The following is a 15146-nucleotide window of genomic DNA, read 5'->3' as shown; positions in this document are numbered from 1 at the left end:
AGTGTCGGCTCGGGCAACTGTTCGGGCGGATCAAGGGAGCTTCCGGCGTGGGCACCAGGCTACAAAGCGATCGTCAGATCCAGAGCGGAGACGGTGGCCCACGCCGGCGCTCGGCACCTAACCTGACAGATCCACAGCAGATAAGAGCGGAGCCTGCTCCGCTGCCCTTCGACCAGATCGCGGGAAAAGCCCCAGCGGAGCAAGCTCCGCTCTACAGGGCTTCGGCCGCATCCGCCGCTCTTGAAAACCGGGCATGTGCCCACACCCCGGGAGCCATCGGCCGCCACCGGCCTGTCCCACCCACGGAGCAAGACGACCTATGACCACCGAGACCCAGAAGGAAACCCGGGGCTTCCAGACCGAGGTCAAGCAGCTGCTGCAGCTGATGATCCACTCGCTGTATTCCAACAAGGAGATCTTCCTGCGCGAGCTGGTCTCCAACGCCGCCGATGCGGCCGACAAGCTGCGCTTCGAGGCCTTGACCGACGCCTCGCTGCTGGAAGGCGATGGCAGCGACCTGCGCATCCGCATCACCTACGACACCGAAGCCAAGACCGTCACCATCGACGACAACGGCATCGGCATGAGCCGCGAGGAAGCCATCGCGCACCTGGGCACCATCGCCAAGTCCGGCACCGCCGACTTCCTCAAGAATCTTTCCGGCGACCAGAAGAAGGACTCGCACCTGATCGGCCAGTTCGGCGTGGGCTTCTACTCGGCCTTCATCGTCGCCGACCAGGTCGACGTCTACACCCGCCGCGCCGGCCTGCCCGCCAGCGAGGGCGTGCACTGGTCGTCCAGGGGCGAAGGCGACTTCGAGGTGGCCACCGTCGACAAGCCCGAGCGCGGCACCACCATCGTCCTGCACCTGAAGGAAGGCGAGGAGGGCTTCGCCGATGGCTGGCGCCTGCGCGGCATCGTCAAGAAGTACTCCGACCACATCGCCCTGCCGGTGGAGCTGCTCAAGGACCAGCCCGCCCCGGCCGAAGGCGAGGCCCCGGCCGCGCCCGAATGGGAGGCCGTCAACCGCGCCAGCGCGCTGTGGACCCGGCCCAAGTCCGAGGTGACCGACGCCGAATACCAGGAGTTCTACAAGCACGTCGCCCACGACCAGACCGATCCGCTGGCCTGGAGCCACAACAAGGTCGAGGGCAAGCTGGAGTACACCTCGCTGCTGTACGCGCCGGCGCGTGCGCCGTTCGACCTGTACCACCGCGACGCGGCCAAGGGCCTGAAGCTCTACGTGCAGCGCGTCTACATCATGGACCAGGCCGACCAGTTCCTACCGCTGTACCTGCGCTTCATCAAGGGCGTGGTGGATTCTTCGGACCTGCCGCTGAACGTCTCGCGCGAGATCCTGCAAAAAGGCCCGGTGATCGACTCGATGAAGTCGGCGCTGACCAAGCGCGCCCTGGACATGCTGGAGAAGCTGGCCAAGGACAAGCCGGAGGACTACGCGAAGTTCTGGAAGGAGTTCGGCCAGGTCCTCAAGGAAGGCCCGTCCGAGGACTACAGCAACCGCGAGAAGATCGCCGGCCTGCTGCGCTTTGCCTCCACCAAGTCCGGCACCGATGCCCAGGACGTGGCCCTGGCCGATTACGTGGCGCGCATGGTCGAAGGCCAGGACAAGCTGTATTACCTGACAGGCGAGAGCTTCGCAGCGGTCAAGGACAGCCCGCACTTGGAGGTGTTCCGCAAGAAGGGCATCGAGGTGCTGCTGCTGACCGACCGCATCGACGAGTGGCTGATGAGCTACCTGACCGAGTTCGACGGCAAGTCCTTCGTCGATGTCGCCCGTGGCGACCTGGACCTGGGCGCGCTGGAGTCCGAGGAGGACAAGAAGGCCCAGGAAGAAATCGCCAAGGACAAGCAGAAGCTGGTCGAGCGCCTCAAGGGCGCGCTGGGTGAGGAGGTCTCCGAGGTGCGCGTATCCCACCGCCTGACCGATTCGCCAGCCATCCTGGCCATCGGCGAGGGCGACCTGGGGCTGCAGATGCGTCAGATCCTGGAGGCCAGCGGACAGAAGGTGCCGGAAGGCAAGCCGGTGTTCGAGTTCAACCCTGGCCACCCGCTGATCGAGCGCCTGGATGCCGAGGCCGACGAGGACCGGTTCACCGACCTGTCCAAGGTGCTGTTCGACCAGGCCGCGCTGGCCGCCGGCGACAGCCTCAAGGATCCGGCCGGCTACGTGCGCCGGCTCAACAAGCTGCTGCTGGACCTGGCACGCTGATCACTGCACCCACACGTTGAATGAAAAGACCGGCCTTCCGCGCCGGTCTTTTTTTGTCCGCTACATCCGCATGGAACCCTGCTTCACCGCGCTGGGCGCGCAGGTCCGCCTGACTCAACACGGCCACACCATAGGCCGGCAACGCCAGCTGCTTGCGCGCAGGGGCATGGTCTTCCAGAAGATCACGCATCGCAGTCAGCAGATCCAGGCTGTGCGCCTGTTCACTGTGATTGGTCACGATCCACACCTGACACCCCTGCCCCAGGCGCAGGGTCGCCTCGACCCCACGCGCCAGGTGGAACCCATCACCGAGCGCCAGGTTTGGGAGTTGTGCAGCGCCTTTGGCCGCGCGATCGCCAGCCAGTGAGATCTTCAGAACGGATGCCATTGCAGGTCGTGCTGATACCGGGCGCAGCAACAACGCCTGTGCCCAGCCAGCGATCCACACCTTCATACAACCGCCCAACACAGGCGGCATTGGCATCGCCTCCAGGACACCGCGCAGGCGCCCTGGAGACCACACTCAGAAGCTCACCGTCGCACGCGCCCAGTAGTAACGGCCAAGCAAGTCGTAGGTCGCCACGTCGGTGTTGGCATTGCCAACATTGTTGGCGTAGTACAGCGGCGGCTGCTTGTTGCCGATGTTGTCCGCGCCCACTTCGAACCGGGTGTGCCACGGCTTGACGTTGTAGCCCACCTGCAGGTTGTTGTAGACCACTGCACCGATCTTGCGGACCACGCCTGCCTGATCGGCATCGGCCGACAGGCTCTGGTCCAGGTCGCTGCTGCCGATCTGCGTCTTGCCCACGTAGCGGATACGCCAGTTGGCGCTCCAGTCACCCAGGTTCCAACCCACCGTGCCCAAGGCTCGCCAGCGCGGGAAGTTGCCATACGAATAGGTGAACTTGCCGAGGTTGTGGATGGTCACCGTGCTGGGGTCCGTGGTGTCGGGGAGCACGTCATAGCGGGTCAGGTAGGTGCCATTAAGGCTGGTGGTGAGCCGTCCCCAGGCGGTGTCAGGCAGGCGATAACCGACGTTGAAGTCGATACCACTGGCCCACAACTTGCCAAGGTTGACCGTGGGCTCGGCCACGTAATTGATGGTGCCGTTGCCGTTTCGGTGGATCAGCGAGCAGAAGGCACTGCCACCGTTGGCATAACACTGATTGAGCACCGTCTGCGCCGAGACCTGGGTGATGGTGTCCTCCAGGTTGATACGCCACCAGTCCGCGCTCAGTGAAAGGCCTTCGATCCAATGGGGGTCATAGACAAAGCCAACGTCATAGGACTTCCCGGTTTCAGGCTGGAGCTGATAGCCGGCGATGGCGGCTCCGGACGCCTTGCCCGACACCTGGCCATCGGCCTGCTGGTAGCTGCCATCGGTCGGCACATTGGCACAGGCTGCATCATGGCCGCCGGTGTAGCCATTGCATGGGTCGCTGGCGGTAGCCGCGTCGCCAGCCACGCCGGCGTACAGCTCGCTGATGTTGGGAGCGCGGAACACTTGGGACACCGTGCCGCGCAGCAGCAAGTCCTCCACGGGACGATATTCCAGCGACACCTTGCTGTTAGTCTTGCTTCCGACCGAGCTGTAGTCGGAAAAGCGACTGCCCACGCTCAAGTTCAGCGAGCTTACGAACGGCATGTCCTTGAGCAAGGGGAACAAGGCCTCGGCATAGGCTTCCCTGACGGTGAAGCTGCCGCTGAGGACCGACGCGCAGTATTCGATCACCCCGCACAAACCGTTCTCGTCACCGGTCCACAGCGGGTCGGCCTGGGTGCTGGTGGACTCCTTGCGATAGGACACGCCTGCAGCCAGGCTCACGGTGCCCGCCGGAAGATCGAACAGGTTGCCATTGGCATTGGCCTCGAACTGCTTGACCGTATAGACGCTGGTGTTCACCGGATTGACCAGCATGTCCTGCAGCGCCGACAGACTGGAGGCATCGTTGATGTTGAAGATATTGACCGGCGTGCAGCCGGCGATGACGTTGCCCGCGCTACCGCACTTGACCGTGCCGTCGCTGTCCATGAAAGAAGGACCCACGGCCTGGTTGAACGTCTCGTAATCCAGGAAGCCGTAATTGATCGACTTCTGCTTGACGTGTCCGTAGTTGAGGCTGGCATCCCATTGCCAGGATGACTGGCCAAAGCTGCCGCGCAGGCCTGGATTGATCTGCAGGTTGTAGGTGTTGTACTGGTAACGCCGGTTGCCCAGCCCGGTGATGCGCACGTTGAGGTCGTTGTAGGAGGTGCCCGTGCTGCGGTCGGTGCCGAAGTTGACGCCGAATGGGTTGTAGTAACTGTCGGCCGAGACCAGGAAGTTGTCGCCGTTGGCGAAGATCGGGATCGGCGCGATCACCGAGGACGACTCGGTCTTGCTGAACCATGTGTTGATGTAAGCCTCGACCGAGTCGGTCAGGCGCAGGCTGCCAAGCAGGAAGGCATTGGTACGCTTTTGGGGGGTCTGCAACAGGTTGTAGGGCTGGTAGTTGTACGAGTCGTTGGCTGCGTTATAGCAATGGAAATCGCTGGCGTTGGCCATGCCGCTGACGCCAGCGTTGAGCGTGACGCGCGAACAGCCATTGCTGGACGCCAGCGCCGTGGACGCTGCCGAGCCGTCGTTGAAGTTGACCGATCCGGTCGGCGTGGCCGAAGAACCCTGCTTCACCGGCTGTCTATCGATCAGGTACAGGGCGTCCTTGGAATAGTCGCGCTCGGCGGCCGAGACCGCATCGATGTTGTGATAAGACAGGCCGCCAACCAGGCTGCCGCGGTCCCACGCCTTGCCCGCGGTCAGCGAGAAATTGCGTCGATTGCCGTCACTCTTGGCGCTGGTGCCGAAGTCGGTGGAGAACTGCACGCCCTCATAGCGCTCGCGCAGGATGAAATTGACCACCCCGCCAATGGCATCGGAGCCATAGACGGCCGAAGCACCGTCGCTGAGCACTTCGATGCGCTCGATCATGCTGGCCGGGATCGCATTGACATCGTTGTAGGCCAGGCGCGTGCCATTGACCAACACCAGGGTGCGCTTGTCACCCAGGCCGCGCAGGGAAACCGTCGATGCGCCGGTGCCGCCACCGTTGTTGGTGTAGGGATTGGTCGCGTTGCCGGCAATGGACGGCAGTGACTGCAGCAGGTCGCCGACCGTGGCCTTGCCGCTGGCGGTGATCTGCTCGCGCGAGACCGTCACCACCGGATTGGCGGTTTCGGTATCCACCCGGCGCAGGCGCGAACCGGTGACCACCACGCTGTCCAGGGTCTTGGGGGCCTGGTCACCGCTGGTGTCCTGCGCAAGGGCAGGCGCCATCCACGCAGCCGCCAGCGCCGAGGCGGTGGCCAGCGCGAGCGGTCGGAGGCGACGACCGGAAGATCGGACAGCCCCGTACAGCGGCCGAGGATGGGACGGGCGTGAAGGCATGTGCGAACTCCTGGATCAGTGGGGGCGAGCGAAGAGAAATGTCAGGCAAAGCCAACCACGCACCGGCATGGGCCAGTGGTCGGCAGATAAACCCTCATCAGCGAAGATCGAAAAGAGCGCCGGCGCAGTCGTGTTGCAGCGATACGAGGACACGGCCGGTCGACGGTGACCGACCTGCCTTCATCCGCCTCGATGCGTCGGCGCTTGTGCGTTTCAGTCCACCGTCAATCCCCGGTGAACTTTTAACTTGATGGTCACAATGTGCCGGCTTGCCGCCGTCACGTCTTGTTGCAAATCCCAGTGTTGGGCGCGGAAATTTGCATGATTGCGGGATCAGCGAATGCCGCGGCCTTGAGGCGGCAGGGCCAGCGGCAGCACAAGCATGCACTGGATTGTCGTTGAAGCTCCGCGGGGGTGTGTCAGGCAGGACAACACGCGACCCGATCAGACCCGAATCAGCCAACCACCGAAGAGCGGACCGGCGGTGTCGCCGTGCTGCGGCTCGAAACGGAAGGTCAACAGCTTCTTGCCGCGGGTCAACGCCTGCGGCAGCGGATAGTCACGATCGATGAAGTCGATGACCTGGCTGCGGTCGACCTGCACTTCGACCGCGAGCTGGCCGTCGATGAGGATGTTGAAGCGGCCCTTGTCGCTGCCCCAGAAGCGCAGCCGCAACGCCATCGGCTGGTCGCCGCCCTGCATCTGGAACTCGACGAAGCCCTTGCCGCGCACGTCGCGGCATTCCTGGCGGCGGTAGGCGCCGCCAAACGAGGTGTCGCTGCTGAGATTGTGCGCGTTCTCGGAGGCCTCGTTGCCGAACTGGATCATGTCCACTGCACTGGCCATCAGTGCTGCCCTCGCCTGCTGCTCGTGCTCGCGACGCGCCGCTTCCCGCGCCCACTGCTGCGAATCCATGCGCTTGAAGTACAGCGCACTGCGGCGCTCGTGCTGGGCATAGAACGGCGAGAATTCCAGCGCCTGCGGCCGCGTGGTGCTGGACAGGTAGCGGCCTGGCTCGGGCAATGCGCTGAAGCCCGACAATGGCGAGACATCGGCGACCAGTGCCGGATCTGGCGTGTCATAGGGGTCACTGACCGGGCCAAGATCGGCCGCCAGCGCCAGCGGGCCACGCATCACCACCACGGTCTCCGGGTCGCCTTCGGCATGCTCCAGTCGCAGCGGCGTATCGAACGCGATCTCGACCAGGTCACCCGCCTGCCAGTCGCGCTCCAGCGCGACATAGCCGTCCGCGACCGTGCCTTGGGTCTTGCGGCCATTGAGTTGCAGGACGTACCGGCCTTGGCTCCACGCCGGGATGCGCAGCAGCAGTCGGCGCGGCGCCTTGTCGCCGGCACGGGTGACCTGCAGCCGCACGCGGCCGTTGTCGGGCACGCTGCTGTCCAGTTCGAGCGCAAGATCGCCCGCCTTCCAGTCCAGACGCGACGGGATGTACAGATTGACGTAAAGCGACTGCCCGTCCTGCCAGTAGATCGAGTCACCGAACTGGGCATGCGCCTCCATGCCGCTGCCCACGCAGCACCAGAACGAATCGAACTTGTCCGAGTAGTCGCGAGCACCGCCGCTGATCATCGGCGTCATGTAGGTGAACATGCCGGTGGCCGGATGCTGGGCGGCCATGGTGTGGTTGTGCAGGGTGCGTTCGTAGTAATCGAAATAGCGCGCCTGCGGCGTCCACTGGTACAGGTGCCGGGTCAGCTTGAGCATGTTGTAGCTGTTGCAATGCTCGCAGGTCTGCTCGGTCAGGAACGAGGCGATGGTGTCCGGTTGCTGGAAGTATTCGCGGTCGGCATTGCCCCCGATGACGTAGCTGTAGTGTTGGGTCACCGTCTCCCAGAAGAAGCGCGCCGCGGCGGCCGAGTCGGCATCGCCGGCCACTTCGAACTGGCGCGCCTCGCCGATGAACTTGGGGACCTGGGTATTGGCGTGGTGATGCGGCAGGTCATCCCTGCCGGCGATGGTCGGGTCGATGATCTTCTCGTGTCGCAGACGCTTGCCCACCGCGATCCAGCGCGGGTTGCCGGTGCGCGCGCCCAGCTCGATGTAGGACTCGTTGAGCCCGCCGAACTCGGTATCGAGCAGGCTCTGCATCTGGGCGTGATCGAGCGCATCGAACACGCCGGCAAAATAGCCGGCCAGCGGCGTGAGCACCTGCAGCGCCTGGGCATTGTCGGCCAGGGCGTTGGCATCGAGCAGGCCGGCGAACAGCTTGTGCACGGTGTACAGCGGCGACCAGCTGCCATTGATGTTGAACGCACTGCCCTTGACCGCGCCGCCACGCATGTCCTCAAACACGCTCTTGCCGCCGACGATCTTGCCATCGTCGGTCTTGCGGGTCAGACCGCCCACGTAGCCATCCTTGTCCTGCGCCTGCGCACGCGCCAACTCATTGACGATGTAGTCGACACGCTGCCTGACCTGTTCATCGCCAGTCTGCGCGTACATCTTCGACAGCGCGCTCAGGTAATGGCCGAGGGTGTGGCCGGCGATGGTGTCGCCTTCCCAGCCGCCATAGACCTCGCCCTTGGGCGGCAGGCCGGCGTACTGGAGGAAGTTGTGCAGCAGCCGGTCCGGCTCCAGTTCGAACAGATAGCGACGATTGGTCTGCAGGGAGTCCAGGAACATCGACGGTTTGAGCGTCACGTCCTGCAGCGGCACCGCGCTGACCTTGCCGGCCGTCGCTGCGGCTGCATCGAGGGGAAAGCGCAGAAAGCCGGCGGCCACCGCCAGCGCGCTCCATTGCAGGAAGCGGCGCCGCGAAACCTCGGTCAACCCGGTATGGACCGCATCGTCCATCGGCATCCCCGGCACAGGGAGGTTGGGTTGGTCGCTCATGTCGGCCGACCCTGACGTGGGCAGGACGCAATCGGGCTTGAAGGTGGGCGCATGGAGTGCTCTCTCGCTGACTGGATCACCCCGTCACCGCGCGGCGCAGGCACACCATCGATCGGCGTTTGCCGGCATGCCGCCACGGCGCCGCCATGGGCCTGCATCGCTGGCGGGGCTGTCAAGGACTATCACACCGCAGGCGCACCGAGGTCTTGCGCGCTGAAGCAGCTCCTGGCGCGGATTTGCGCATGAAATCGCCCGCAGACCCCCTGACTTTGCCAGCGCCGGGCATCACCGGACCGGCGCGCCGCCTGTGCAAACGGCGCCAGGGCATGGGAAGGGACCAGGTGCACCTGGTCCTTGCCGACAGCCCAGATGCCTGCGCAAAGCCGAGGTCCTGCTTGCGTGGACAAGCTCAGTCGTAGCGCGCCTGGATCTTGATCCTGCCCGCAGCGCTGAGCGGCAACGCGAGTCGATCCCCATGCGGGCCCACGGGTTGGGCAGCAACACCAGCGACTTTCACATCCTTCAAGCGCGTGCCGGACGGCGCTCGCAAGGTGAGCCAGATCGCCTTGGGCCGCGAGGGCGGAAGCACGACCTCGGCGGTGATCAACCGCTCGTCCGCCTCGGCGCGTAGCGACAGGCCGACCTTGCCCCAGGGTGTCGGCGCATCGGCAATCTCGATTGGCTCGCCGCTGGCCAGCCAATCGCGTGGCACGGCCCGTGCCAAGAACAATTCATCGCCCTGGTCGAACACCAGCATCCAACGCAGCAGCAGCGGCACGGTCATCTGCGCCGGCATGCAGAACAGCGGCATGCCGCCGGTGATGCCGGCGACCTCGCCTGCGGTCCAGCTGCCACGGGTGTGGGCCTGGTAGCGGTGGGCGTAGAGAAACAGCAGGTATTCCTCGATGCGGTCCAGGCGCAGCTGCTGCTGCGCGTAGCCGTAGGAGATGAAGCCCAGGATGTCGCGCGCTTCGGGGCTGGGCTTCCAGATGTTGGACACGATGCCCAAGGTGGTGCCGCCGTGGCCGCGCAGGCAGTCGATCACCAGGTTGGCCAGGTCATCGGGCAGCACATCGGCCTGCAGCAGTTCGGCATAGGCACGGTGCGACCACAGCTGCTCGCTCTTGCTGGGATCGTCCTGCGACATCGCTTGGCGAAAGGTTTCCGTGGTGCCGGGCAACGGTCCCAGATAGGCCGGGCTGAGATCATGTCGCACATTGGCGCGGATGCTGTCGAGCAAGCGCTTGCGCAGTTGCCTCGCACGCTGGCGCCATTGCGCGCTGGCACCGGCCGTGCCGGCCAGCACCGGCCACACCGCGGCGATGTCTTCCCAGCCGCGGATCGCCAGTGCGCTGTTGCCGAAGTACGGTTTCCACCACAGCGTCGGGTCGGGATACAGGCAGGCATCGGACTCGCTCCAGCCGTGGATCAGCCCATGGCCGCGATCGGTCTTTGGCAGCGCAAGGCTGGCCTCGTGCAGCTCGACCAGGATCTGCGCGGTGGCCACGATCTTGCCCTGGTGCTTGCGCAGCAGCGCCACATCGCCGGTGTAGCGCAGGTAGCGCGCCAGCAGCGACAGGGTCAAGCCGAACTGGCCGGTCTCCGGCCCGCGCATGTTGACCATGCCGTCGGGCGCGGTGTATTCGGACAGGTAGTTGTCCAGCACGGCACCGGCCTGAGCGAAGCGGCCCCATTCCAGGTTGGCGTACAGCGAGCTGGTGAACGTATCCTGGAAACCGTCGTACTCGTTGCCGTAGTAGTCGCGGTCCACCGCGCCGTACTTGGGGTATACGCCCAGCGGGCGCACCACCAGTTCGCGGGCGAACGCAAAGCGTGCCATGTCCGACCAGCTGGCATCGGGCAGCTGCAGCGCCGAAAAATCGGCCAATCGCGCCTGCCAGCTGGCGGCGAAGTCGATCAGGCCACGATAGAAATCCTCTGGCTTGGCCGGGGCACGCCGCGGCGGAAAGTCCGGATAGCTGTAGCCGTAGACGGTCTTGACCGCCACGCTGTGTTCGACCAGCACCGCGCGATGCCAGGTCTGGACCACGAACTTGTCCTGCGCGTCCACGTCGGCGAACACCAGCAGGTCATACCAGCGGCCCGCACCTGCCGGAATCACTTTGTGGACCGCCGGCATCCAGCCGCCCAGCAAGCCTTCGTCGCGATGGGCGACCTGGTCTGCATCGGCCAACTCGGGAAATGCCTGAATCGCCCGATAGGTGCGGGTGCGTCCGTCCGGATAGACCTGCATGGTGTCGTTGCCCTGCACCGTGCCCACGAAGGTGGTCCACGGCAGCCGGCCGTTGGTGTCCTTGGGGTCCAGCCGCGAGGCCGGCGGCGGCGCCGCATCGCGCACTTCATCCTCGCGTGGGTCTCCGTCTCGCAGCAGCCGGTCGGCGAGCAGGTCGGCCTGGGCCATCGCCACCTTGGCCAGCGGCATGCCGAAATACGGCGGCGTCTGACTGCCCCATACCGCCTCGGTGCGCTTGCCCAGCGCCAGCACGCCCTCGGCACAGGCCAGGCTCAGCACGCCCTGGGGCGAACGCTGGTCCTCATAGACCGTCCACTGACTGCCCAGATGCTGGAATTGGCACAACACGGCGTGCCCGACAAAGCCCGCCTCAGGCAGCGGCTGCAGGCCTGGACGCGGCGGTGGAACGGCTTGAGATGCAGTGGTGGGCGAGGCCGCGACAGCCGGTCCCACGCAAATGGCTGCCGTGGCGACCACGCCCTGACGCAGGAATGCTCTCCGATCCATCTCCGTTCACTCATGCAATGACCAGCCTGCATCGTGCGCAGCCGCAGCGCGCTGCGTCTTGTGGGATGGCGGTGGTAGCGACGCGGAATCGTGCACAACCTGGGCGCCAAGCCACAGACGCCGCGCAGAGCATCACCACGCGGGACGCGCGGGAGATTGCAGGCCCTGCCCCCCCGGGCCAGGGCGATCGCTCAAGCCCAATCGTCCAGCAAGCTACCCAGCATCTGGTCCGAGCGCGCCAGCACCGCGGCGTTGGCCTGGAAGTCGTTGCGCGCCGACAGGCTGTCCACCAGGTCGGTGACCATGCCGTCCTCGCCAGCGGGCGCAGCGACTACAGACCCGCTCACCCCGCCATCAGGCAAGGTGCTGGCCGCTACGCCTTGACGCGGAGCACCCGGCACGACCGAGCGGGCGATATTGCCGGCTGCCACGTCCTGGCGCATCGCCGCGACCTGCATGCCGGAACTGGAGATGGACGTCAGGCTCATGGGCGCATCCTAAGCAAAGGCAAGGACGGCTGCGGCGGTCAGTAGGTCCCGACGGTCACCCGCAACACGGGGGGATCGTCGCGGCCGAAGTTGAGCCCGTAGTCGGTTTCATCGCCATTGAGCAGGCGCTCGAACCGCCATTGCCCCTCGACGTACCGGCCCTGCTCCACCCGCAGCAGCTGTCCATGTTGGTTATCGGCCGCCTCGCGGAAAAATTCAATCCGCGCCGCCATCCCGGTCACCAGGAATTGATCGGGCCCCTGCTGGAGCACCAGCAGCCGTCCGCCGTGGTCCTCGGTACCGGGCAGGATCGGCGGCGCATCGCCCCAATGCGGCGCCCCGAAGGACACCTTGGCCTGCCAGGGGCCGAGCACCAGCGTGCGCTGCGGCTGGCCGGGCTGCTCGGCGATGGCCTGCAGCCGGCCCTCGAACGCGGCCTTGGCCACCATGCGCTGCAACGGCGCAAGCTGACCAAAGTTGGCGGCATGGGCGGCGATGGCCGCGCGGTTGTCGGCACTGTCCGTATTGCCGTCGATCCCGAACACCGAAAAGCCAATCCCGCCCTGCCCCAGCACGTGATAAAGGAACGGCGCGGTGGCCGCCTCGAAGCCGGTTTCCGACACCCAGGCCGGATTGTCCGTCCGCGCGTACTGGCCGATCACCTTGGTGTATTCGTTGTAGTCGCTGGTGTAGATGTCGGTGCCGATGAAGTCCACCGACGGGGTGGCCGCCCGCCACAGGTCGAACACGTTGACCGTCGCCCCGCCCGATGGGTAATCCAGGCCCGGGAATTTCTTGCCCTTGTAGCGTAGCCAGGTATTGACGTACATCGGCAGCGGATAGGCGCGTTTGCCCGCGGCGGTGACCTGCTCGATGTAGTGGGCGATGCCGTAGGCATTGAACGCTTCGGCCGCTTCCGGCCCGAACAGCTGCTGCCAGCTGCCCGCCGGCTTGCCGAGCTTGGCGGCGATCTGCGCCGGCACCGGCTGGGCGAACGCGGCATCGGCAGCCGGGCCGTGGTCGCGCACGGTGCCGATGGCCCCGGGCTCGTTTTCGACCTGGACCAGGATCACGGTATGGCGATCGCCATCGATCTTGCGCAGGTGCGCCATCAACGCTGCAAACGCGCGCGTATCGGCCTCCACATTGGCCGGCGCATACGGCGACAGCACATCCACCGGCTGGCCGTCGGCATCGCGCATGCGCGGGTATTGGGCCTCGTCGCGCTTGATCCACTCGGGCACGTAATGCATCTGGCCGTTCTTCCAGGTGCCGAACCACAGCAGCGCCACGCGCAGGCCGCGCTGGCGCGCCTGTTCGACCAAGGCATCGACGTTGGTGGTGTCGAACTTGCCCGGTGCAGGCTCGAACTGCTCCCAATACACCGGCGCCTCCACCGTGTTGGCATGCAGCGCCACCACCTGGTCCAGCGCCTTGGGCAACGCCGCCGGCCAGGCCGAGGAGTTGTGCAGCTGCGCGGCCAGCACCGTGTACGGGGCGCCGTCGACGATCAGCGCATGGCGCCCGTCTTGACTGACAAAGCGCGGCATCTGCTCGGCGCAGGCCAGCCCAGGCAGCAGCAGCGCGGCGCATACCAGCCGGCGCAGGAGCGGCTTCAGCGCCCAGGCGCGTTGGGCGTCGATGGCGCCGCGGCGGGCCGGGCCCGGATGGCGGCCAGGCCGGAAATGACTCATCGCTGCCCAAGCCGCTCTCATCTGCCTGCTCATGATCCGCCGCATCCCAGGCGCTGCACCGGCCGCGACGAGGCCGCTCAACCCAACGACCTCGCCCTCGCAGGCATCCGACAAATGCTCATTCGCCATCGTCTTCCTCCAGCTTCAAGTCGCTGCTGGGCAGGCCACTGCGTGCGCCCCATTGGTAGATGAAGAACGCGAGCACCGCCACGCACGCCGTGTCCCACGGATGGGCGATGGCGCCGATGCCACCGAAGGTGCCCAGGTACGACACCGCCATCACCCCGATGAAGAACGCGATCAGCCACGCCGAGCTGCGCACCTGGCACAGCACCCGCGCCCGCCGCGCTGCATCGGACAGCTGCGAGAGCACATAGCCGCTATAGATCAGCACCTGCAGGCCCAGCAGCCAGGACACCGTGGCCCAGGTGGACCAGTAGACGATCAGCGCGGCGATCATGAACGACAGCGGGCCCAGCACCGCCAGGCCCTTGACCAGGAACGGCCGCGGCAAGTCAGGTGCACTGCGCCGCAGCGCCGCCACGGTCACCGGCGCGATGGCATAGCTCAGCACCAGGGCCGCCGACACCACTCCGATCAGCGTGTCCCATGAAGGAAACGGCAGGGTCCAGAACACCGACAGCGCAAAACTCAGCCACAGCGCCGGACGCGGAATGCCCGACTTGGCGTCCACCCGGGTCAGCACCGACAAAAAGCCGCTGCTGCGTGCCCAGCCATAGACCACCCGCGGCGTGGCGTTCATGTAGATGTTGCCGGTGCCGCTGGGCGAGACCACCGCATCGGCCACCACCAGCGTGGCCAGCCAGCCCAGGCCCAGCGCCAGGGCGATATCGCGATACGGCAGTGAGAACAGCTTGTCCATGCCGGCCCAGCCGTTGGCCAGTGCGGTGCCCGGCACCGCGCCCAGGAACGAGAGCTGCAGCAGCACGTAGATCACCGTGGACAGCGCCACCGACAGGATCAAGGCGATGGGAATGGTGCGCTGCGGATCACGCACCTCGCTAGCCACCGACACAATCGGCGTCAGTCCCAGGTAGGCGAAGATGATGCCGCCGGCGGAGATCGCCGCCTCCACGCCCGCAGCACCGGAAGGCGCGAACCCGTGGCTGGTCAGATTGTCGCCATTGAAGTGCGCCAGCAGCAGCACGATCACCAGCAGCGGCACCAAAAACTTGAACACGCTGATGATGTTGTTGGCCAGGGCGAAGGTCTTGACGCTGAAGTAGTTCAGCAGGAAGAACAGCACCAGCAGGCCAAACTGCAGCAGCCAGCCGGACAGGCTGGGATGGGTGCTGCCAGGCTGACTCAGCGACGGGAACCAGGCCGCGGCGTACTGCCGGCAGGCTTCCACTTCGATGGCGATCAGGCTGGAAAAGGCGATCAGGGTGATGAAGCCGGTCAGCCAGCCCAGCAGCGTCCCGTGCGAATACTCGGGGTAGCGCACCACGCCGCCGGCGCGCGGCAGTGCCGCGCCCAGTTCGCAATACACCAGGCCCAGCAGGAACACGGCGATGCCGCCGACGATCCAGGACAGGATCCCGGCCGGCCCGGCAATGGAGGACACGTGGCTGGCGGCAAACAGCCAGCCCGAGCCGAAGATCGACCCCAGCCCGATGAAGGTCAGGTCGGTGAGGCTGAGACGTTTGTGGAACTTGCCCTGTGCTGCCATGGATGT

The 15146-nt window shown here is 65.6% G+C and carries 7 protein-coding genes and 1 pseudogene; 2 read left to right on the top strand and 6 right to left on the bottom strand.

Translation table 11 applies throughout. The annotated features are described in order from the left end of the window. Positions 1 to 319 precede the first annotated feature (319 nt). On the top strand, positions 320 to 2230 hold the full coding sequence (gene htpG / locus PJ250_RS13890; RefSeq protein WP_271645170.1) for a molecular chaperone HtpG: 1911 nt from the start codon (positions 320 to 322) through the stop codon (positions 2228 to 2230). 16 nt (positions 2231 to 2246) lie between these two features. Further along, positions 2247 to 2597 carry a hypothetical protein gene (locus tag PJ250_RS13885; RefSeq protein ID WP_271645169.1) on the top strand — a complete coding sequence of 117 codons (351 nt, stop codon included), beginning with the start codon at positions 2247 to 2249 and terminating at the stop codon, positions 2595 to 2597. Positions 2598 to 2753: 156 nt separating this feature from the next. On the opposite strand, the gene PJ250_RS13880 is transcribed toward PJ250_RS13885, so the two are convergent. The 6 genes and pseudogenes from PJ250_RS13880 to PJ250_RS13855 all read right to left on the bottom strand — a co-directional run bounded on the left by PJ250_RS13880 (position 2754) and on the right by PJ250_RS13855 (position 15140). Continuing rightward, on the bottom strand, positions 2754 to 5654 hold the full coding sequence (locus PJ250_RS13880) for a TonB-dependent receptor domain-containing protein (RefSeq protein ID WP_271645168.1): 2901 nt from the start codon (positions 5652 to 5654) through the stop codon (positions 2754 to 2756). A 444-nt stretch (positions 5655 to 6098) separates the two neighbouring features. After that, complete coding sequence (locus tag PJ250_RS13875; RefSeq protein WP_271648651.1) at positions 6099 to 8474, bottom strand: glycoside hydrolase family 127 protein; 2376 nt, start codon at positions 8472 to 8474, stop codon at positions 6099 to 6101. A gap of 442 nt (positions 8475 to 8916) precedes the next feature. Then, positions 8917 to 11268 carry a glucosidase family protein gene (locus PJ250_RS13870; protein ID WP_271645167.1) on the bottom strand — a complete coding sequence of 784 codons (2352 nt, stop codon included), beginning with the start codon at positions 11266 to 11268 and terminating at the stop codon, positions 8917 to 8919. A 191-nt stretch (positions 11269 to 11459) separates the two neighbouring features. Further along, the gene (locus PJ250_RS13865; protein ID WP_271645166.1) at positions 11460 to 11756 is read right to left on the bottom strand and encodes a flagellar basal body rod protein FlgC; all 297 of its coding nucleotides are present in this window, start codon (positions 11754 to 11756) and stop codon (positions 11460 to 11462) included. 38 nt (positions 11757 to 11794) lie between these two features. After that, positions 11795 to 13324 (bottom strand): annotated as a pseudogene (locus PJ250_RS13860) (DUF5597 domain-containing protein); the annotation flags it as partial. Between the two features lie 244 nt (positions 13325 to 13568). Continuing rightward, entirely contained in the window at positions 13569 to 15140 is a 1572-nt protein-coding gene (locus PJ250_RS13855; RefSeq protein WP_271645165.1) for an APC family permease, read from the bottom strand. Between the last annotated feature and the right edge of the window lie 6 nt (positions 15141 to 15146).

Source organism: Pseudoxanthomonas sp. JBR18 (assembly GCF_028198165.1).
In the GTDB taxonomy this organism is placed as follows: Bacteria; Pseudomonadota; Gammaproteobacteria; order Xanthomonadales; family Xanthomonadaceae; genus Pseudoxanthomonas_A.
This window is presented reverse-complemented; position numbering and strand designations above follow the sequence as displayed.